Here is a 20901-nt window from a genome sequence, read left to right on the forward strand (position 1 = left end):
TCATAGCGGGAGAACAAAAAAATCAGCCCCAAGGCTGATTCTATCTTTATCCGTTTTTCATTCGCTCAGTCTTTGTTAGGCTCATCTTTTAGGAATGCCAGTTGGCCTCTACAGCGTCCGCAACGGTATTTTTGAAGATTGACCCTGCGTCTACGACAGATAAGTGCTCCGCAACTCAGGCATTCATAGATGAGAAAGGCTTGCGAGTTGGTCAATGAAGGAGCGTAGCGCAGGCCATCCACCTGCTTGAGCAATTCTTTAAAGTCTCTATCCCCATGGCGGTAACCCTTGCCCTGATAATAAAGATGATAGTGGACCAACTCATGGCGGACAATTTTTCGGAAGATCTCCAGCCCAAAAGTCTCATAGATTTTTGGGTTAAAATCCAGATGGCCGTCTTTAGGAAAGAAGCGTCCTCCTGTAGTACGGAGACGCTTATTCCAAAAAGCTTGGTGGCTAAATTCCCAGCCAAAATCTTCCAGCGAAACTTGCTTAACGTAGTTAGTTAGATTCATTTGGTGCTATCAGAGAGAGGTTGATCTTCTCCCGCTCCACATCCAGTTTATCCACCCAGACAGTGACTAAATCGCCAACCGACAAGACTTGACTAGGGTGTTTAATGAAATTTTTGCTGATTTTAGAAATATGGACAAGGCCATCTTCGTGGATACCGATATCCACAAAGGCTCCGAAATCAACGACATTGCGGACAACACCCTCCAGTTTTTGACCGATGCGCAAATCCTTAATATCCAAGACATCCTGCCGCAGAACTGGCGCGTCAAAGGAATCACGCAAATCTCGACCAGGCTTGAGCAGATCGGCAATAATATCTTTGAGGGTTTCTTCTCCCAAACCTAGTTCTGCAGACAAACTAGCAGTCTGCACTGCTTTTAATTTGGCTTGGGCTGCTTCATCCAAACTACTGATTTCCAGGCGCTTAAAGAGCTCCTCCACCGCCTTATAAGACTCTGGGTGAACGCCTGTATTGTCTAGCAAGTTATCACTTTCGGGAATACGCAGGAAGCCAGCTGCCTGTTCAAAAGCCTTTGCGCCTAGACGCGGCACTTTCTTGATAGCCTCGCGAGACCGAATCAAGCCTTCCGTTTCTCGGTACTTGACAATATTTTCTGAGATAGTTTTATTAAGACCAGCTACATGGGCCAGCAGAGCAGGACTGGCGGTGTTAATATTGACCCCGACTTGGTTAACCACAGTATCAACGACAAAGTCCAAACTTTCAGACAGCTTTTTCTGGCTGACATCATGCTGGTACTGACCAACTCCGATGGACTTAGGATCAATCTTAACCAGCTCTGCCAAAGGATCCTGCAGACGGCGGGCAATGGAAATAGCTGAACGCTTTTCAACAGTCAAATCTGGAAACTCATGACGAGCCAGTTCACTAGCAGAGTATACAGATGCTCCGCTTTCATTGACGATAACATAGCTGACATTTGGATGGGATTTCAAAACTTCAGCTACAAAGGCTTCGCTTTCTCGGCTAGCCGTTCCATTTCCAATGGCAATGATTTCCACGCCAAACTGCTCAATCAGCTCTGACAGTTCCTTCTTAGAAGCTTCAATCTGAGCTGGCTTTGCTGGTGGAACGGGATAGATGACATGAGTCGTCAGCATTTTTCCCGTCGCATCAACAACAGCTAGCTTGGCTCCTGTCCGAAAGGCTGGGTCAAAGCCCAGTACTACACGACCTTTGAGAGGGGCAATCAGGAGGAGATTTCGGAGATTTTCTGAGAAGAGCTGAATTGCTCCATCCTCAGCGGCCTCAGTCAACTCAGTCCGAATACGGCGCTCCATAGCTGGAATGATTTTCTTTTTGACTGCTTGCTGGACAGCTTCAATAATATAGGCGTTTTTCACCTTGAAACGTACTTCAAAGAAGCGCAGGATCTTCTCAAGATTGTGCTCAAAACCGACCTTGAGGACTCCCATTTTCTCACCACGGTTAAGAGCCAGTGTACGATAGCCTTGCATGGTCGCTACTTTTTCAGAAAAATCATAATAAATCTGGAAGACCTGCTTTTCATCCAAATCACCATCTTTGAGACTAGATACGATAGAAGAATTGGTCTGAATCTCATGGTAGGTCCAAGCCCGCAGCTTGGTATCTTCAGAAATCGCCTCAGTCAGAATATCCACTGCTCCAGCTAGAGCAGCTTCTGCTGTCGGAAAGGCTTCACTAGTCAGTTTCTCAGCTTCTTCCTGCAGATTAGCCGCATCCTGTAAGATTAGGCGGGCCAAAGGAAAGAGACCTGCTTCACGCGCAATAGTAGCCTTGGTACGACGCTTCTCTTTGTAGGGCAGATAAAGTTCTTCCACATCAGCCAGCTTTTCAGCAGCCTCAATATCAGAGCGCAGTGCATCCGTTAGTTTTCCCTGCTCCTCAATCTTGGCCAAAACTGTCACTTTACGCTCTGCCAAAGCAGTCATGCTCTTATCTAAGTCAATTATTGCCTTAATCTCGACCTCATCCAGATTTCCTGTCATTTCTTTACGGTAACGAGCAATGAAAGGAATGGTATTTCCTTCAGCAGTCAATTCTAAGACCTGTGATACTTGGCTTTCTTTAAGGCCCAATTTCTGGGCAATTTTTTCAATATTTATATTTTCCATAACGATTCTATTATATCATAATATGAAGCTGAACAATCTATAAAGACTAGTTTAATCCATCTTTTTATTACTAGGATAAATCTAGTGTCTCAGCTCCATCATGTCTGAAAATATCATTTTTTTTCTTTTGGTAGTATAATAGAATTATTATTTTAGAAATGAGGTGCTTTTATGGCTGTTAAATTTACTAAAACAGACGATTTAGACAAGATGTTCGAGGAGTTTGCCACTCTGCCCAAGCTGGAAAAAGTAGAATTTCCAGATGACAAAAAGAAAAAAGAAGCTGAAGACAAGGCTAAAAAAGCATGAGCCTCTTTTCAAATCTTCCTTCCAGCGTTTTACAGGCTGGAGCTATTTTTCTCTCCATTATCATCGAGGCCCTGCCTTTTGTCTTAATCGGAAGTATCATTTCTGGCTTTATCGAGGTGTATGTCACGCCGGACAAAGTTTATCGTTTCCTGCCCAAGAACAAATGGGCTCGGATTTTCTTTGGAAGCTTGGTCGGTATAGTCTTTCCTTCCTGCGAGTGCGGTATTGTTCCCATAATTAACCGCTTCTTAGAAAAGAAAGTGCCCAGCTACACTGCTGTGCCTTTTCTGGTAACGGCTCCAGTCATCAACCCCATCGTGCTCTTTGCGACTTACTCAGCCTTTGGAAATTCCTTTCGGATGGCTCTGCTTCGTGCTTTAGGTTCTATGGTCGTGGCTATTCTTTTAGGGATTTTTCTGGGCTTCTTTGCAGATAGCAATATCCAAAAAGAAAATCGCAAGGCTGTTCATGAGCATGACTTTTCACATCTCAGCAAAGGACAAAAGGTTTTTCAGATCTTTGTGCAGGCTATTGACGAATTTTTCGATACAGGCCGCTATCTGGTCTTTGGCTGTCTCTTCGCCAGCATAGTACAAGTCTATGTGCCAACCAGAATCCTGACCTCAATTAGCTCAACACCAGCTATTGCTATTCTCCTGCTCATGCTGCTGTCCTTCCTGCTCTCACTTTGCAGCGAAGCTGATGCTTTCATCGGGAGCTCCTTGATTGCTAGCTTCGGCTTATCGCCAGTCTTAGCTTTCTTGGTCATTGGGCCTATGCTAGATGTCAAGAATCTGCTGATGATGAAAAACTACTTTAAGACACGCTTTATCTGGCAATTTATCAGCCTGGTTACCGTCGTCGTCTTTCTTTACTCTTGGCTTGTGGGGGTGGTGCTATGATTCGATTTCTAATCTTAGTCGGCTACTTTGAGATCACCATGTATCTGCAGCTGACGGGCAAGCTTAATCAATATATCAATCTCCACTATTCCTATTTGGCCTACTTGTCTATGATTCTGTCTTTTGTCTTGGCAGTTGTACAGCTTATCATCTGGATGAAAAAGATGGAGGTCCACAGTCATTTAAGCACTCGCTGGGCCAAGTTAGGCAGCGTGCTGCTCCTTGTCATTCCGCTCTTTGTGGGAATTTTCTTTCCAACTGTCACCTTGGATTCGACGACAGTTTCGGCTAAAGGATTTCATTTCCCGCTGGCTGAGGGAACTTCTGCAGCCGTCCAGCAAGACGAAGGCACAACCAGCCAATACCTGAAGCCAGACACCAGCACCTACTTTACCAAAGGGGCTTACGAAAAAGAAATGCGGGCAGCTGCCAAGAAATATGTCAAGCAAGATACCATTCAGGTCACAACTGAGAACTACATGGAGGTCATGGAGGTCATCTATGATTATCCCGACGAGTTTGTAGGCAAGACGCTGGAGTTCACCGGATTTGTCTACAATGACCCCAGCGACCAGAAGAATCAATTTCTCTTTCGCTTCGGTATCATCCACTGTATCGCCGACTCAGGTGTCTATGGTCTCTTGACGACCGGAAATACCCAGCATTTCGAAAATAATACCTGGATTCATGCCAAGGGAAAAATTACCATGCACTACCATAAAAGTCTGGGACAAAGCCTTCCAACTCTAAAAGTCGAAAGTTTTGATAAGGTAGAAAAACCGGACAACCCTTACGTCTATCGAGTCTTTTAAAATCAAACACCTATGAAAATCCATTTTCATGGGTGTTTCTTTTATAAGCAAGCCCTGCAATTCATTCTTTCCTCTTTACTAAGTTAGTCTGCTCGACTTTTATAAATTTGATTAAAGTTGCTATGTAACTTTTTTCTCTCCTCTCTTGAAAAATCGTGCTACAATAATACTATCTCATTTGAAAAGGAGTTTTTTATGAAGCAAGAAAAAGTAAGGAAACGAGATTTGCTTTCTATTCTAGCTGTAGCCTTAATCACCTTTGCTGGAATTCTTTCAGAGACCAGTATGAATGTGACCTTTCCCCACCTCAGCAAGGTATTTGGTCTGAGCCTAGGAGTGCTGCAATGGATTACGACTGGCTATCTGCTGGCCGTTGCCATCACCATAACTTTAGGTGCAACTCTCGCCCACAATTGGACGGAGCGTTGCATCCTCTTTACCTCGCTTTCCATCTTTACCCTCGGTAATCTGATTGCTATGATTGCCCCAGACTTTACTTCTCTTATGCTGGGACGGATCCTTCAGGGTGGAGCGACTGGGATTGCCATTCCGCTTATGTTTAATCTCATCGTGGAGCGGATTCCTCGGCAGAAAATCGGATTTTATATGGGACTAAGTGGTCTAGTTATCAGTCTGGCACCAGCCATCGGCCCGACCTACGGAGGCTTCATGATTGGCTCCTTCGACTGGCACATGATCTACAGTTTTATCATGCCAGTTCCCATCCTCTCTTTTTTGCTGGCTTATGTTAACTTGGAAAATTCAGCAGGAAAAAGCAAGCGTCCCTTTGATGTGCTAGGCTTTCTCTCGCTCGCAACGGCTCTTTCCTTTTCTCTAATGACTATCTCCAGTTTAGAAGGTGGTGATAGTGTCAATTGGCTTTATCTAGCCATTTTCTTCCTTTCCTTTGCCTTTTTCATATGGCGGAGTCTGACTGTTCAAGATCCATTTCTGGACATCCGTATCTTGAAAGAACCAACGATTTTCTTTGGAATTCTACCCTTTTTAATCTTCCAATTCTCCAACCTATCCAGCAACTTTCTCATTCCCAACTTTCTTGTGCTGGTCAAGAATGTCTCCACCGCGCAAGCTGGATTTTCCCTCCTTCCCGGAACTATGATCGGGGCTTTTATGTCGCCTTTTTTGGGGAAATTGTACGATAGCAAAGGCCCAAAACTATCTCTGCTAGGCGGCAATAGCCTAGTCTTTCTGGTCATGATTATTTTTAGCTTTTTTACAAGCTGGCTCAATCTGCCTTTAATCTTAGGATTTTATATCCTCTTTACTCTAGGGCGCAACATGGCCTTCAACAATACCATGGCTTTATCGGCTTCTCAAGTCAGCAGAGATAAAACGGCGGATGTGACAGCCCTCTTTCAACTAGCACAAACCTTTGCCGGTGCCTTGGGAACGGCAATCGCGGCTGTCCTACTCAATCAAGCCCCCGATACGACAAGCGGCGTCCACAATGTCTTCAGCCTACTGCTCCTTCTCGCAATAGGAAACTTTATTTTCTACTATTTTCTGTTTCGAGCGATTCATCAGAAGAAAGAAGCCTAATTTTCTATCCCGACTTCCCCTCGGGATATTTTCTTTGGTCAAATCCAGATTTTTCAAATACAATTTTTCTGAAAATTGTGATAAAATAGAGACAATCACATTTAGATAGGTAATAGATCTCATGTCTTCAAAAGTTATTATTACAATTTTCGGTGCCAGCGGAGACTTGGCTCAAAGAAAACTTTATCCTTCCCTCTTTCGACTTTATAAATCTGGCAATCTTTCGCAACATTTTGCCGTAATCGGAACTGCCCGCAGACCTTGGAGCAAGGAATATTTCGAGTCGGTCGTTGTCGAGTCAATCTCAGACCTAGCCGACAGTGCCGAACAGGCTCAAGAGTTCGCTAGCCACTTTTATTATCAAAGCCATGACGTGCAAGATACTGAGCATTATATCGAATTGCGCAAGCTGCAAAACAAGCTCAATGAGCAATACCAGGCAGAAAATAATAAACTCTTCTTCCTTTCTATGGCGCCACAATTTTTCGGAACCATTGCTAAGCATCTCAAGTCTGAGCAAATCGTTGATGGAAAAGGATTTGAACGCCTGATTGTCGAAAAACCTTTTGGGACAGATTTGGCAACTGCCAGCAAGCTCAACGAAGATCTACTGGCTACCTTTGACGAAGAACAGATTTTCCGTATCGACCACTATCTGGGCAAGGAAATGATTCAAAAGATTTTTGCCATCCGCTTTGCTAATCTGCTGTTTGAAAATGTATGGAACCGCCAATACATTGATAATGTGCAGATTACCTTTGCTGAAAAGTTGGGAGTTGAAGAACGCGGTGGCTACTATGATCAATCCGGTGCCCTCCGTGATATGGTGCAAAACCATACCTTGCAACTCCTCTCCTTATTAGCCATGGATAAGCCAAAAAGCTTTACCAAAGACGATATCCGTGCAGAAAAGGTCAAGGTCTTTGAACGCCTTGTTCAGCCAAGCGAAGAAGATTTGAAACGCTTCTTCATTCGTGGCCAGTACAAGTCTGGCAAAATCAACGGTCGAAAATATATTTCTTACCGTAGCGAACCAAATGTCAATCCTGAGTCTACTACTGAGACCTTTGCCTCTGGTGCTTTCTTCATTGATAGCGACCGCTTCCGTGACGTTCCTTTCTTCTTCCGAACAGGGAAGCGCCTCACCAAAAAAGGCACCCATGTCAATATCGTCTTCAAGCAAATGGACTCCATCTTTGGTGAGCCTCTCAAACCAAATGTCCTAACCATCTATATCCAGCCAACCGAGGGGATTTCACTCAGCCTTAATGGCAAGGAAGTTGGAGAACTCTTTAATCTAGCTCCCATCTCATTGGATTATCGAACAGATGCCACAGCTTCAGGAGCTTCTCCAGATCCTTATGAAAAACTAATTTTTGATGTCCTTAATAACGACTCAACTAATTTCAGCCATTGGGACGAAGTAAAAGCCAGCTGGGAGCTCATCGATCGCATCGAAGAACTCTGGAGCCAAAATCAAGTGCTACTCCATGAATATCCTGTCGGATCTATGGGACCAGAAGCCTCCTTCGAGTTACTCGCCCAATTTGGAGCAAACTGGCAATGGCAACCTGATAAAGAATAATACATACAAAAAAGATTGGAAAATTTTCCAATCTTTTTTATAATTCTTAAACATCTGCTAGCCCTTCTATTACAGCCATTCCTTGTAACGCTTGATATAAAGGCCTTTCACAAGGGTTACACTAACCATATAAAGCACAATAATCAAGAAAAGGCAAAGGAAATAGGTGCCATTGAGCGGGGCAGTCTTCAGAACTGACGCAAAGAGGCTATATGGCAAGGAAGTAACAAAGAGCGCAGCCGCCATGGTCGTAACAATGACAGACAAAGCAGGACGGCTTTGCACAAAAGGCAGTTTAGGCGAGCGTAGCATGTAGATGACCATGGTCTGGGTCCACATAGACTCAATGAACCAGCCTGTTTGGAAAAGAGTGATAAAGGTCACTGCCTGTTCAGTACCAGCTTGATAGCTGCCTCCTGTGATCATAGGCACGATGATAAAGTAAAGCACCAGATAAGTCAAAACATCAAAAACGGATGAGATAGGCCCGATCCAAGCCATAAAACGGGTAATAGAGCTAGCTGACCAAATATGAGGCTTCTTGAGAAATTCACTATCTACATTATCAAAGGGCAAAGCGATACAAGACAAATCATAAACTAGATTGAGGACAATCAGATGAACTGGTGCCATAGGAAGAAATGGCAAAAAGATACTGGCAAAGAGGAGAGAAAAGATATTCCCAAAGTTGGAACTGACCGTCATCTTGATATACTTGGTCATGTTGGCATAGACCTTGCGACCTTCTACCAGCCCTTTCTCCAGAACCATGAGATCCTTGTCCAGCAAAATGACATCTGCTGTTTCCTTGGCTATATCGACTGCCGTATCAACAGAAATCCCCACATCTGCCACCTTCATAGAAGGCGCATCGTTGATGCCATCCCCCATGTAGCCAACCTTGTGACCATTAGCCTTGAGTTGGAGAATGATCCGTGCTTTTTGGTCAGGTGAGAGCTTGGCAAAGACTGTCGTGTTCTCCACTGCCTGACTCAATTCCTCATTAGATAAAGCATCTACCTCTACACCTAGCAAGATATTATCTACATCTAAGCCAACCTTTTCACAAACCGCCTGGGTTACCTTATCATTATCACCCGTCAAAATCTTAGTAGCAACGCCGTACTCAGCCAAAGTTTCAATAGCTGGTGCCGCAGATGACTTAGGTGGATCTAGAAAGGCTAGATAGCCCGTCAAAATCATATCGGACTCATCCTTCACTTCATACTCATAATCTTCTTCTAGGTCTGATTTGTAGCTAACACCAAGCACGCGCAATCCTTGCTCATTAAGTTGAGCCACTTCCGCAAGGATTTCCTGACGGATCTCCTCAGTCAGTTCTGTAATGCGATTCTTGTATTCTACATAGCTAGAGATGGCCAGCATTTCTTCCAAGGCCCCCTTGGTTACCATGCTGATAACGTCCTCATCATCCTTGACGATGACGCTCATGCGACGACGTTCAAAGTCAAAGGGCAGTTCATCAATTTTCTTAAAGGTTTGGTCTAAATCACGGACAATCTCATGCTTTTCTGCTTCTTTCTCCGTCCGGTTGATAATGGCCCGATCCATAAGATTTTTGAGACCAGTTTGATAGTAGGAATTGAGAAATGCTCGACGGAGCACTGCCAAGTCCAAATCACCATGAATATCCAGCGGGTATTCTAAAACAATCTCGTCCTGGGTCAGTGTCCCCGTCTTATCCGTACAAAGGATATCAATAGCTCCTAGGTCTTGGATGGCATTCAGCTTTTTAATCACGACCTTTTCCTGAGCCATAATAATAGAACCTTTAGCCAAGCTCGCCGTGATAATCATAGGCAGCATTTCTGGCGTCAGGCCGACTCCAACGCTGAGGGCAAAGACACCTGCTTCCAACCAGTCGCCGTCTGTCAGACCGTTGATGAAGAAGACAACTGGCACCATGACCAGCATCAGACGAATCAAGAGCCAGGAAATACTATTCATCTCGCGCTCAAAAGAGGTCGGCTCATCGTAGGTATTTAGCGTCTGCTCAATAGCTCCCATCATAGTCTCATCACCAACCACCAGCACCAGAGCCGTAGCTCTTCCGGAAATAACGTTAGTTCCCATGAAGGCCAATGATTCTGTCTCTAAAAGGCTATCGAGATTTTGCCCATCCGCCTTGGCCAGACAGATCTTTTCTACCGCATCACTTTCCCCTGTCAGTCCAGACTGCTGAACAAAGAAATCACGTGAATCCAGCAGCAAGACATCTGCGGGAATCATGTCTCCAGCACTAAGCTTGATGATGTCTCCTACAACAAGCTCATCAATCGGAAGTTCCTGCTCTTCTCCTTCTCGGATAACCGTAGCTGTGTTGACAATCAGTCGAGATAGATTGCTAGCAGCGCGGTCGCTCCGCAATTCCTGAACAAAACGAATGCCTCCAGAAATCAAGACCAGAACGACAATAATGATGGAAGTCGTCGGATCTTCCTCACCGGGCTTGGCCAGCCAGACATTGGTCACTAAGGACACCAGAGCAATCACTAATAGGATGACTGTAAAGGGGTTAATGATAGACTCGTAAATCTTCTTGAAAATAGAGTCTTCCTGACCCTTTGTGATGACATTTTCACCATAGAGGTCACGATTTTCTTCGACTTGCTCTTCTGTCAAGCCACGAAAGGAAGTCTTGTAAAATGCCAAAGTTTCTTTTACAGGAAGCTGCAAAGCTGCAACTAATCTTTCTTTTACTGTTTTCATTGGTTTCTCCTTTATGTATGATTGATAATTTTCATACACAGGGACCAATCACTTTATAAGGACAGAACGACACAAATCAGTGATTGGCTGTGTATGTGCGGTTCCGGATGATCGTCAATTTGCATCGTACTTCTCCTTTCTTAGCTTATAAATGTAGTTAATAATCCCAAGATGCCTGCAAGACATCAAAAGCAGCATTCATCTTCTGGGTCCATTCTTGCAAGTCAGGAAAATTGTCTCTCAAAGAAAATCCAATGACTTCTTCACGTAAATTCCACCAATCTACAAGAGCAACTACTTGGATTGTTGCAATATTTAAAGAAAGTCCCTGCTCAGTAGCCAATTTCTCTAATAAGGCCAGACTCCGGACATTTCTCTCTTCAATTTGCTGATGTCTGTCTTTCCACCAATGCTCTTTTTCATGAAAAATTTTTTCCGCAACCATCGGCATTGTGTTTTCCAAAATCCCTTCAGCAACGGACAGTATGTTTAAAACGTGCCACTTCTCTATCCCATTAGGAAAAAGAGGAGTTTCCTGACCTAGCTCGTCTAAATATTGAGAAATTAAATCGCTACCATATAGCCATTCTCCATTGGAAGCTTGAAAAGCAGGAATTCTACCCAAAGGATTATCTTGATTATGCGGTGAATTTTTGTCGAAAGCCACCTGAACTTTCTGAATATCCACTTGCTCCTCTAAATGATGATGTAAAATTGTGGCATAGACTTTACGCGCAAAAGGACTGGTACTAGAATACCATAATTTCATTACTATTCCTCCTTCTTTTTTAAGAGGTGAGCTATTAACTATTTGCATTCTTAAAATGCATTCAGGCAAAAAGAAGACCCTGCCAATTCTAGGCAGGGTTGTTTGCATGTCAGGTTATTCGCTTCATTGTTTTAAACACAGATAAAACAAGCATTCACCGTTCAAGCTTTAACTCCATAAGGCGATGAAATGAGCTTAGTCTTGACCTTTGCGATCAGGACTGTTGACCAACGAGTAGTGTCTCCACTGCTTTGCGGTAGTCATCCGTATCCCTATGGTAGCCTCACCTACCGATTGACACTATTACTATACTCCTCTTTAGAAAGATTGTCAATAAAGAGAGCTATTTTTATTTTATTTTGGTAAAACTTCCGCAATTCGTCGACAAAGCTCTTTAATCATGGCCTTCGGCGCAGCTGTATTGAGACGAGCATGTCCTTTGCCCTCTTGACCAAAATCACTTCCCCGATTCAGGACAACCTTAGCCTCTTCTCGAATCAAGTGGAAAAGCTGGTCATCTGTCAGCCCATAAGCTGAAAAGTCCAGCCAAACCAGATAAGTTCCTTGAGGTTTCATGACCCGCAGTTCTGGTGCTTCCTTAGTAAAATAATCAACAACAAAATCAATATTTTCTTCCAAGACAGCCTTGAGCTCCGTCAACCAAGCTTTACCATAACGATAGGCAGCTTCCGTCGCTAAAAATCCAAGACCCGAAATTTCATGCTGGTTATTGGCCAGTTGGCGCTTTTGAAACTGCTGCCGCAGGCTAGGATTCTCAATCACTGCATAGGAATTTTTAGTTCCAGCAATATTAAAAGTTTTAGTCGCACTGGCTAGAATCAGGCTAAAGTCCTTAAAGTCAGGAGAAACAGTATTGAAAGACTGATGTTTATGTCCAAACAGTGTCAAATCTTGGTGAATCTCATCTGAAACTACGAGAACACCGTACTTTTGGCAGAGACGACCAATCTTCTCTAAAACGTCCTCTTCCCAAACTCGACCGCCAGGATTATGCGGATTGCAAAGCACGTAAATCTTAACTTCATTGTTTACGATGTCCTGCTCCAGCTGCTCAAAGTCAATCTGAAAGAGACCGTCCTGTTCTATCAAGGAATTAGTAATCAACCGACGATTATTGAGCTTGACACTGCGAGCAAAAGGCGGGTAAACAGGGGTATTGATCAGAACGGCATCGCCTTCATCTGTAAAGGCTTGGATAGCCGTCGAAATAGCAGGAACAACTCCCTCGATAAAGACCAAGGCTTCCTGGTCAAATGTGTAGCCATGCTCATCCCGCTCCCAAGCTAGAACGGCATTGATCAACTCCTCACTAGCATAGGTATAGCCATAGACTAACTGATCAGCGTAATCATGAACAGCTTGCTGGATTTCAGGCAGGACTTCAAAATCCATGTCCGCAATCCAGGCTGGCAGGACTTGACTGTCTTTCTCCGCCTCTTTCCATTTATAAGTATGCTGACCAATCCGACTGGGTGCTGTTTCGAAGTTATAATTTCCCATACTAGTCCTCCAAGGCTGCGCGCAAATCGTCTACTAAATCCCGACTGTCCTCAATGCCAATCGACAGGCGCAGCAAATCATCAGTCAAGCCATAGGAATGGCGCACTTCAACAGGAATGTCCGCGTGAGTCTGGGTCGTTGGATAGGTAATCAAGCTCTCCACGCCACCCAAACTTTCCGCAAAGGTAAAGACTTTCAGGCTATTTAAGAGATGAGGAATCTTGCTTTCATCCACAACTTTAAAGGAAATCATGCCGCCCTTACCTGGATAAAGAACTTCTCTTACCGCAGGAGATAACTTCAAAAATGCAACTACTTCTTGTGCATTCTGAGTAGAGCGCTCCATGCGGAGAGACAAGGTCTTGAGCCCGCGCAAAAGCATGTAGCTATCAAATGGAGATAGGACTGCTCCAGTTGTATTGAGATTATAGAAAAGCTTATCATAGATGGCAGCATCATTGGTCATGATAGCTCCAGCTAAGACATCATTGTGCCCGCCCAGATACTTAGTTGCAGAGTGTAGGACAAGATCAGCTCCATCCTCCAGCGGTCTTTGGTAAATAGGACTGTAGAAGGTATTGTCCACAATGACAGCTGCTCCTCGCTCGTGCGCCGCTTGGGAAATACGGGCAATATCAAACTCCACCATCAGAGGATTGGTCGGTGTCTCGATATAGACAATATCTATATCCTCTGTCAGATTATTCAGAAGATCTTCTTCCGTATTGGCATAGGTAAAGGCAAAGCGCCCTTCTGCTTCAGCCTGGGCAAACCAGCGGAAAGAGCCACCATAAAGGTCCCGAACAGCCAAAACCTTGCTGCCGACTGGAAAAGCACTAAAGGCCAGCACAATAGCCGACATACCTGAGCTAGTCGCTAAGGCGTAATCTGCACTTTCGATAGCAGCCAGGGTCTCTTCCAAGCTAACCCGCGTTGGATTCTTGGTTCGAGTATAGTCATATCCTGTGGACTGGCCAAACTCAGGATGCTGGTAGGTCGTTGAAAAATGCAAGGGGGTTGTTAAGGCACCCGTTGTTGTGTCTGTTTTTACTCCCGCTTGAGCCAACAAAGTATTTAATTTCCGTTCTCTCTCCATTTAACCGTTCCTCTTTTTTAAAATATTCTACCTTTCTATTGTAACATCTTAAGAAAGTCTTGAGCTTTTTTCTTTTCAAGAGCTAGCTATAGTCTGAAACTATAGAGTAATAATTCATAAAAAAAGAGTCGCTGAACGACTCTTCGTTTCTTATTTCATTCTTAATCGTTGGCGTAAACTATCTGCCTTTTGTCCGATAAAACGGTCTATGAGACGAACCTTGAGGGAAAGTAGGATGTAGACGATCATTCCTACTCCTCCAACGGCAGCGACATAGATAAAGCTGTACATCCGATTAGTTGGCTGGAAGATAAAGCTTAGTAGATACTCGACAAGCAGAACCAAGATCACCATGGCAATTGTGAGAATCATACTCAAGAGCAGACGCTTCAAAAGGTTCTTAGGATTCAAGCCAACAACCTTGCGAATTTCTCTAAACATGAAGAAGATTGGCAGTAAAAGACCGACGGTCGTTGAAATCAAGGGACCATAAGCATGGAAGAGATTGATCATCGGCACCTGCAGACTGAGCTTGACAAGAACCCCATAAAAGAAGTAGAGAATGGCCTTCTTATTTTGGAATAGGGCCTGAATCATCGGAGCCAGAACTGTATAAGTGCTGAGAATGATGGTTTGCAGCATGGCGCAGATGAAGAGCCCCAATGCCAGACTATCGGGCTTACCATAAAAAATGGTATAAAGTGGACTGGCTACCATGACCGCTCCCACCGTTGTCGGAAAGATAAAGAAGAGCAACATGCTAAGATTATCTTGCACTAGGCGAGCGCCTGAGCGAAAGTCACCCTTGACATAATTTTCGGTCAAGAGAGGAATTCCGACACCACCGATAGAAGTTGCCACCGCAATTAAAATCATGGTGATTTTATTCGGATTAGCTGAGAAGTAGGCGAACTGCACCAAGAGCTCTGATTTCGTGTAGTCGCTAATCTGGGTCATGATATTGATAAAGGTCGCTTGGTCAATGATCTGGAAAAGCTGAATGGCAGAGCCTGTAATGATGAAGGGAATAGCTTCTCGTATCGTATCCCAGAGGAGAGAACGGCTACTAATTCCCGCAGATTTTTTTGGCTTTCTCAAGATAGAGCGCAGCATACCCGTTTTTGCTAGATAGAAAAGTAAAACGAGCATACTTGCCAGCATCCCGACAAAGGCGGCAAAAGTAGACTGGGTCACAGCCTCAACATAGTCGCCTGAACCAATTTTCATAATGAAATAAGCTGTCAGCAGCATCCAGATCACCCGAATCATCTGCTCCGAAATCTGGCTGATGGCATACGGTTTCAAATTGTTAAACCCTTGGAAAAAGCCTCGGATGACACTCATGGACGGGAAAATTAGCACGGCCCAAGACAAGCTCTGCATGACTGGAATTAGATCCGATCCGCCACCAGATATGGAGGCGAAAGTCGGTGCCATCAAGTACATGATGCCTGCAAAGATCAGTCCCAATGCCAACATGAACTTGAGAAACTCTCGAATGAGAGCAAAGCTATGCTCTTTCTTGTCAATGGTATTGTACTTAGCAACCTGCTTGGCCACAGCCACTGGCACTCCTGCTGTGGAAACCAGCAGGAACCAAGCATAGATATTGTAACCCATGGTAAAGAGACCATTGGCCTCCGCCCCATGCTGTCCCATCCAGATGTACCAAGGAATGATATAGACAGCCCCGAGAAGGCGGCTGATAAAATTACTAGCAGTCAGCCAGGCAGTGCCCCTTAGCATTTGCTGCTGCTGACTCGTTGTTTCTTGGCTCATAGAAAACCTCTTCCATTTATTCTTCTTTTATTATAAACTTTTCCTTGCCTCTTGTAAAACATAGCCTTTAGGTTTACAATAGAGATATGATAAAAATTGAAACTATACTAGATATTTTAAAAAAAGACCAGAATTTTCGTGAAATCATCGCTGATGGACGCTACCACTTCAACTATCGGGGCTTAACCTTTGACAAGATTAGCTATGATAGTCGTAAGGCTGATAGCAGAACCCTCTTTTTTGTCAAGGGCGAGCATTTCAAGCGGGAATTTTTAGAGAAGGCTGTAGCAGCTGGGTTAGGGTTTTACCTGAGTGAAACTGATTTCGAAGTCGGAATTCCAGTGCTTCTGGTCAATGACATCAAACAAGCCATGAGCCTCATTGCTATGGAATTTTATGGTCATCCAGAGCAAAAACTCAAACTTTTGGCCTTCACTGGTACCAAGGGCAAGACCACATCGGCTTATTTCGCTTATAATATTTTAAAACAAAGCCACAAACCAGCCCTGCTTTCTACTATGAACACCACCTTGGACGGTGAAACTTTCTTTAAATCAACCTTGACAACTCCTGAAAGTTTAGACCTCTTTGAGATGATGGCTCAAGCTGTAGCCAATGGTCGTACCCATCTCATCATGGAAGTCTCCAGCCAGGCCTATCTTAAAAAGCGGGTCTACGGCCTGACCTTTGATGTAGGTGTCTTCCTCAATATCAGCCCTGACCACATCGGCCCGATTGAGCATCCGACTTTTGAAGACTACTTCTACCACAAACGACTCTTGATGGACAATAGCCGAGCTGTTGTCGTCAATAGCGGCATGGACCATTTCCAAATCGTAAAAGAGCAAGTCGCTTCTATGGAACACGATTTCTATGGAGCAGACTCCGTCAACAATATTCAGCAATCGCAAGCCTTCTCCTTTGAAGCGCAAGGAAAGTTGGCTGGTTCCTACGATATCCAGCTGATTGGTCGCTTCAATCAAGAAAATGCCATCGCTACTGGCCTAGCCTGCCTAAGACTTGGAGCTTCTTTGAAAGATATTCAAGCTGGTATTGCCCAGACACGAGTGCCGGGGCGCATGGAGGTCTTGACCCAGTCAAACGGTGCCAAGGTCTTCGTGGACTATGCTCACAATGGCGACAGTTTGGCTAAGTTGCTGTCCGTCGTACAAGAACATCAAAAAGGGCAGACCGTTCTTGTACTAGGAGCTACTGGCAATAAGGGAGAAAGTCGACGCAAGGACTTTGGTCTCCTACTCAACCAGCATCCTGAAATCAAAGTTATTTTGACCGCAGATGATCCAAATCGTGAAGATCCGATTGCTATCGCAAAAGAAATTGCTAGCTACATCTCCTTTGAAGTGGACATGATTGCTGACCGAGAGGAAGCGATCAAAAAAGCCCTCAGCCTGACTAGTGCTGAAGGCGATGCAGTCATCCTTGCTGGCAAGGGAGCGGATGCTTACCAAATCATCAATGACCAAAAGGTTCCTTATCCCGGTGATTATGCACTGGCAGAAAAATACATATAAAAAAGGACTTTCAAGTCCTTTTTTATTATCCATTCCACATCACTAAGACATAGAGCAAGCTGCTGCCTACCATATCTGCAAAGGCATGTGACAAAAAGAAAGGCAGCAAGTTTTTAACCTTGTATTTATAAAAGAAATAATAGAACAGACCGAAGACCACGCCAATCAGAAAAGCAGAGACTAGCCCCTGATAGGTATGGACTGAAAAGCGAACTAGTGTTGAAAAGGCTAAAACCCACCATTTGCTTTCTTCTTTTACTGATGTGAGCAAGCCCAAGAAAAAGAATTCCTCATAGACACCATTGAAGAGAGAATAGAGAATGACGACAGGTCCCAAGGCAGCGAGTTTGCGAAAAACTTCGACAAAGGTCCAGTCGATATGCTGCAAGATTTCTAAGTCAAAATAATTATAGGAACCGACTAAGGCCGCTATTACATCAGAAGTCAGACCGACAACCGCAAAAATTAAGGGCGCCCACAGAATGGACCAAGACAAGCGTAGTTTCAGCTGTTTGAAATCATAATGACGGATTCCCAGATAGAGCAGAGCCAGCACCAGCAGGAAAACTTGCAATTTCAAATTGCTCAATAAGGCAAAACTTTCATCCTCTGGTCTCGGCAGGATTGCTTGTCCCACAGAGCTAATCGTGGTGAGCCAATTTACTGTTGAGGAGTAAATAAATTGACCAAACATAATGGCGGCTAAAATCAACATATCGAACCATCTAAGGTTCTCCAGTGGTTGCTCGGGATAGATTTTTTTCAACATCGTCATCCATATTCCTTTCCCAGATTCTATATATTACTATAGCACAGAATAAGATAAATTGACAGAGCAGTTTATCTAATTTTTCCCTCATTTGAAAACAGGGAGGAAAGAAGCAAGGCTGAGATACGATTATCCCAGCCTCTGATTTTAGTCTTCTTTCTTGAAGGAGTTTTTCAAACCTTCTACTGCTCCCTCGACAGCTCCTTTTGCATCTTCTACAACTTCCTTAGCTTTAGCAACTGTTTTTTCGACTGAACCTTCTGCTTCTGTCTTGCTATCGCCAGTAACTTTGCCAAGGCCTTCTTTGAGAGCGCCTTTGGCTTGATTGAGTTTATCTTCTAGTGACATAAATCTGCCTCCATTCTTTTTCGGTCTTTGATACCGTTTACAGTACTTTAAGACTTTTCTAGGCAAAGGTCAATTATTCTGCTCATTGGCAACACATCAGTCCAATTGGAACACTAGGCGCTCCTTGTCAAAGCTAGCCTGCAACTCATACTTACCAGCCTCATTCTGACGAATATAACCTAAAATCACCAGACTATCAACAAAAATATCGCGACGCTTCTGCATGAGCTCATCCTTGCGGACATACTTGAGGAGGAAAGTCGTCATATACTTGAGGGCATACTCTGGATTCACATCTCCCAAGACAGCATAGAGAGGCTGCTGTGCCTCAGATAGCGGATACTGATGCTGCATTTTATAGAAATAATTGGACAGGGTCAGCTGATCCCTTTGAAAATCGGTCTTTTCCAGTAAAATAGCGGCGTTTGTTTGATTCGCAAGCCGAGTTTCAAAGCGCAAATCCAAAAATTCCTGATAGATCGGACTATCATCTCGAATAAAGACTTCCTGATCCAAAGCTAGATTTTCTAGATTGTCCAGAAGCGTAACCTGCTGATAATAGCGCTTATTTTCCCGCCGAATATAGCCCGCCTTGATACATTCCTCTATGAAGCGATCTAGATTGGGAAAGCCCGACAATTCACGTTTGATTTCTCGTAGAATCACATCATTATGCTGATCCAGATAATTGATTAGTTTTTCAAATAAGGGCTGTCGTGTCAGCCGAGTCGGATTGAGAATTTTAATCATAGAGCTCTCCTTTAAAAATGAGCTTGGCTGACTGAGCCAACTGACTGGGATTTGTTCCAGGATGTCCTACGGGCACTGCTAAGCCCAATTCCTCATAGTAAACTTGCCAAAAATTAGAAATCAGGTTTTCCTCATCTCCAAACTGCATGGGAATGGTCTCAAAAATTGGCAAAATCTGAGCAATATATTCCGAACAGTAAAAGCCCTCGCTCTCAGGATAGAAACTAGCATTATAGGGCTTGCCCAGATGGGATTTGGCTTCTTTAAAGGCGGCAGAGACATCTATCTCTGGATAAGCAAAGACATGATAGGTGTCCTCTTCATCCAAAAGCTGGCTCAAGAGCTGATGGTTCACTCCCTTGTCCTGCGTCGCATGGTAAATCTCACCATCAAAGAAGATGCCCACATGACTATAAGAGCCCGTCGCTGTCCGAATTGCTGCTGCCATATCCGATTGCCCGACTGTGAACAGCAGATCACCATTTTGTAAATCTTGAATCTTCATTTCTCTCGTCTATCAAAAAAGGAGCCGAAACTCCTTTACATGGGGGGAAACAAGTGTTTCCTATTTTGAGCTGTCACTCAGGAAATTAAGCATTAAAACTTTCAGTTAACTGAGGCACCACTTGTTTCTTACGCGAAACAGCACCAGCCAAGAAGGCATGGTTATTTTCAAGTTTGAAGTTAAAGGCTGCTTCGACCTTATCCATGTTTGCGCCAATTGCAAGGATTTCTGAGTTTGAGTTAACGATGTCTGTAATCATCAAAACAAAGTCAGAATAGCCATTTGCTGCAATAGCCGCTTGCATTGCTGCCTCTATCTCTGCTTGGCGTTCCAAAACTTCAGCAATATCTACAGTGTTGACTTGTGCTACACGGACATTATTTCCGTTCAATTCAAAAGTCTTGGCATCAATGTCAATCAATTCTTCTGCAGACTTGCTTGCCAAGTTTGTACCAGCCTTAAGCATAGCAAGACCGTATTCTTCCAAGTTCACACCGGCTAACTCAGCCAGCTCAGGAGCAATATCCTTATCACTTGGGTGTGTCGTTGGAGATTTCAAGAGAAGTGTATCTGAAATCAAACCAGATAACATCAAACCAGCAAGCTCTTTAGGAACTGCCACACCGTGTTCTTTAAACATACGATAAACGATAGAAGATGCTGATCCAACTGGCTCCAAACGCATGTAAAGTGGGCTTGCAGTTTCAAAATTAGCTACACGGTGGTGATCCACAACGCCATAAACTTCCACTTCAGCAATATCTGAAACAGATTGTTGGAATTCATTATGGTCAGTCAAGATAACTTGCTCTGCACCTTCTGCTTTAGCAGATGTAATCACGCGGGGTGCTTCTACACCAAAATAGTTCAAGACAAAGGCTGTTTCTTCATTTGGAGTCCCAAGAGCTACTGCTTCTGTATCCAAACCGTAAGCTGTCTTTGCAAGATAAGCAAAGGCTACAGATGAGCCGATGGCATCTGAGTCTGGATTTTGATGACCAAATACTAGAATCTTAGACATGATAATACCTCTTTGTTTTTAATAATATTTATTCCACTTATTTTACCACAATTATGGGTATTTCACAAAAGGAGAAGGATATTTTCTTGAGAAAAATTGTAGCTTTGCAACAGAGGGCTAAGCTGAACATTCAAAATAATCATCCAATCTTAACCGTCGATACAAGTATCATCTCTGATGAAAGTCCCCATAAGAAATACTTGCCTTATCATTTTTATTTCCTATGAAAGGAATTTTTTCCTAAAAAACAGCCCTATCATAAGATAGGACTGAAAAATT

The 20901-nt window shown here is 43.7% G+C and carries 18 protein-coding genes and 1 riboswitch; of the genes, 6 read left to right on the forward strand and 12 right to left on the reverse strand.

The genetic code is table 11. From position 1 onward, the window contains the following. Positions 1–65: 65 nt before the first annotated feature. Both FZ941_RS03305 and FZ941_RS03310 read right to left on the reverse strand, forming a co-directional pair. Positions 66–515, reverse strand: a complete 450-nt coding sequence (locus FZ941_RS03305; RefSeq protein WP_005589455.1) for a SprT family protein — start codon at positions 513–515, stop codon at positions 66–68. Further along, the gene (locus tag FZ941_RS03310; protein ID WP_148886836.1) at positions 502–2634 is read right to left on the reverse strand and encodes a Tex family protein; all 2133 of its coding nucleotides are present in this window, start codon (positions 2632–2634) and stop codon (positions 502–504) included. The genes FZ941_RS03305 and FZ941_RS03310 overlap by 14 nt, the downstream gene beginning before the upstream one ends. Before the next feature lie 171 nt (positions 2635–2805). Between FZ941_RS03310 and FZ941_RS03315 the strand changes: the two genes are divergently transcribed. The 5 genes from FZ941_RS03315 (at position 2806) to zwf (ending at position 7802) form a co-directional block, all read left to right on the forward strand. After that, positions 2806–2943: an SPJ_0845 family protein gene (locus FZ941_RS03315; RefSeq protein WP_125373709.1), complete on the forward strand. Its 138-nt coding sequence runs from the start codon at positions 2806–2808 to the stop codon at positions 2941–2943. Then, positions 2940–3845 carry a permease gene (locus tag FZ941_RS03320; protein ID WP_148886837.1) on the forward strand — a complete coding sequence of 302 codons (906 nt, stop codon included), beginning with the start codon at positions 2940–2942 and terminating at the stop codon, positions 3843–3845. Before FZ941_RS03315 ends, FZ941_RS03320 begins: the two co-directional genes overlap by 4 nt. Further along, positions 3842–4657, forward strand: a complete 816-nt coding sequence (locus FZ941_RS03325; protein ID WP_148886838.1) for a TIGR03943 family putative permease subunit — start codon at positions 3842–3844, stop codon at positions 4655–4657. Before FZ941_RS03320 ends, FZ941_RS03325 begins: the two co-directional genes overlap by 4 nt. Before the next feature lie 195 nt (positions 4658–4852). Continuing rightward, the gene (locus FZ941_RS03330) at positions 4853–6217 is read left to right on the forward strand and encodes an MFS transporter (protein WP_148886839.1); all 1365 of its coding nucleotides are present in this window, start codon (positions 4853–4855) and stop codon (positions 6215–6217) included. 121 nt (positions 6218–6338) lie between these two features. After that, positions 6339–7802: a glucose-6-phosphate dehydrogenase gene (zwf, locus tag FZ941_RS03335; protein WP_148886840.1), complete on the forward strand. Its 1464-nt coding sequence runs from the start codon at positions 6339–6341 to the stop codon at positions 7800–7802. 69 nt (positions 7803–7871) lie between these two features. On the opposite strand, the gene mgtA is transcribed toward zwf, so the two are convergent. The 5 genes from mgtA to FZ941_RS03360 form a co-directional block, all read right to left on the reverse strand. Then, complete coding sequence (gene mgtA, locus FZ941_RS03340; RefSeq protein WP_148886841.1) at positions 7872–10532, reverse strand: magnesium-translocating P-type ATPase; 2661 nt, start codon at positions 10530–10532, stop codon at positions 7872–7874. A 157-nt stretch (positions 10533–10689) separates the two neighbouring features. Further along, positions 10690–11301, reverse strand: a complete 612-nt coding sequence (locus FZ941_RS03345; protein ID WP_005592160.1) for a glutathione S-transferase family protein — start codon at positions 11299–11301, stop codon at positions 10690–10692. A 146-nt stretch (positions 11302–11447) separates the two neighbouring features. Next, a riboswitch (M-box (ykoK) riboswitch) is annotated at positions 11448–11603 on the reverse strand. Positions 11604–11655: 52 nt separating this feature from the next. After that, positions 11656–12822: a MalY/PatB family protein gene (locus FZ941_RS03350; RefSeq protein WP_148886842.1), complete on the reverse strand. Its 1167-nt coding sequence runs from the start codon at positions 12820–12822 to the stop codon at positions 11656–11658. 1 nt (position 12823) lies between these two features. Continuing rightward, positions 12824–13918 (reverse strand): cystathionine gamma-synthase, encoded by a 1095-nt coding sequence (locus tag FZ941_RS03355; protein WP_148886843.1) that lies wholly within the window; start codon positions 13916–13918, stop codon positions 12824–12826. A gap of 150 nt (positions 13919–14068) precedes the next feature. Then, positions 14069–15697, reverse strand: coding sequence for a polysaccharide biosynthesis protein (locus tag FZ941_RS03360; protein ID WP_148886844.1), 1629 nt, complete (start codon positions 15695–15697; stop codon positions 14069–14071). Positions 15698–15783: 86 nt separating this feature from the next. Between FZ941_RS03360 and FZ941_RS03365 the strand changes: the two genes are divergently transcribed. Continuing rightward, on the forward strand, positions 15784–17229 hold the full coding sequence (locus FZ941_RS03365; protein WP_148886845.1) for a UDP-N-acetylmuramoyl-L-alanyl-D-glutamate--L-lysine ligase: 1446 nt from the start codon (positions 15784–15786) through the stop codon (positions 17227–17229). 25 nt (positions 17230–17254) lie between these two features. Here the strand turns inward: FZ941_RS03365 and FZ941_RS03370 are convergent, their stop codons facing one another. From FZ941_RS03370 to FZ941_RS03390, 5 genes are all read right to left on the reverse strand, one after another. Then, complete coding sequence (locus tag FZ941_RS03370) at positions 17255–18004, reverse strand: CPBP family intramembrane glutamic endopeptidase (RefSeq protein ID WP_148886846.1); 750 nt, start codon at positions 18002–18004, stop codon at positions 17255–17257. Positions 18005–18145: 141 nt separating this feature from the next. Continuing rightward, complete coding sequence (locus FZ941_RS03375) at positions 18146–18346, reverse strand: CsbD family protein (RefSeq protein WP_148886847.1); 201 nt, start codon at positions 18344–18346, stop codon at positions 18146–18148. A 96-nt stretch (positions 18347–18442) separates the two neighbouring features. Beyond that, positions 18443–19096, reverse strand: coding sequence for a DUF1803 domain-containing protein (locus FZ941_RS03380; protein ID WP_148886848.1), 654 nt, complete (start codon positions 19094–19096; stop codon positions 18443–18445). Beyond that, positions 19089–19601, reverse strand: coding sequence for a YiiX/YebB-like N1pC/P60 family cysteine hydrolase (locus FZ941_RS03385; protein WP_148886849.1), 513 nt, complete (start codon positions 19599–19601; stop codon positions 19089–19091). The genes FZ941_RS03380 and FZ941_RS03385 overlap by 8 nt, the downstream gene beginning before the upstream one ends. Before the next feature lie 85 nt (positions 19602–19686). Further along, positions 19687–20622 carry a manganese-dependent inorganic pyrophosphatase gene (locus tag FZ941_RS03390; protein ID WP_062004654.1) on the reverse strand — a complete coding sequence of 312 codons (936 nt, stop codon included), beginning with the start codon at positions 20620–20622 and terminating at the stop codon, positions 19687–19689. Between the last annotated feature and the right edge of the window lie 279 nt (positions 20623–20901).

Origin of the sequence: Streptococcus sp. Marseille-P6264, from assembly GCF_902460355.1 — a bacterium.
In the GTDB taxonomy this organism is placed as follows: Bacteria; Bacillota; Bacilli; order Lactobacillales; family Streptococcaceae; genus Streptococcus.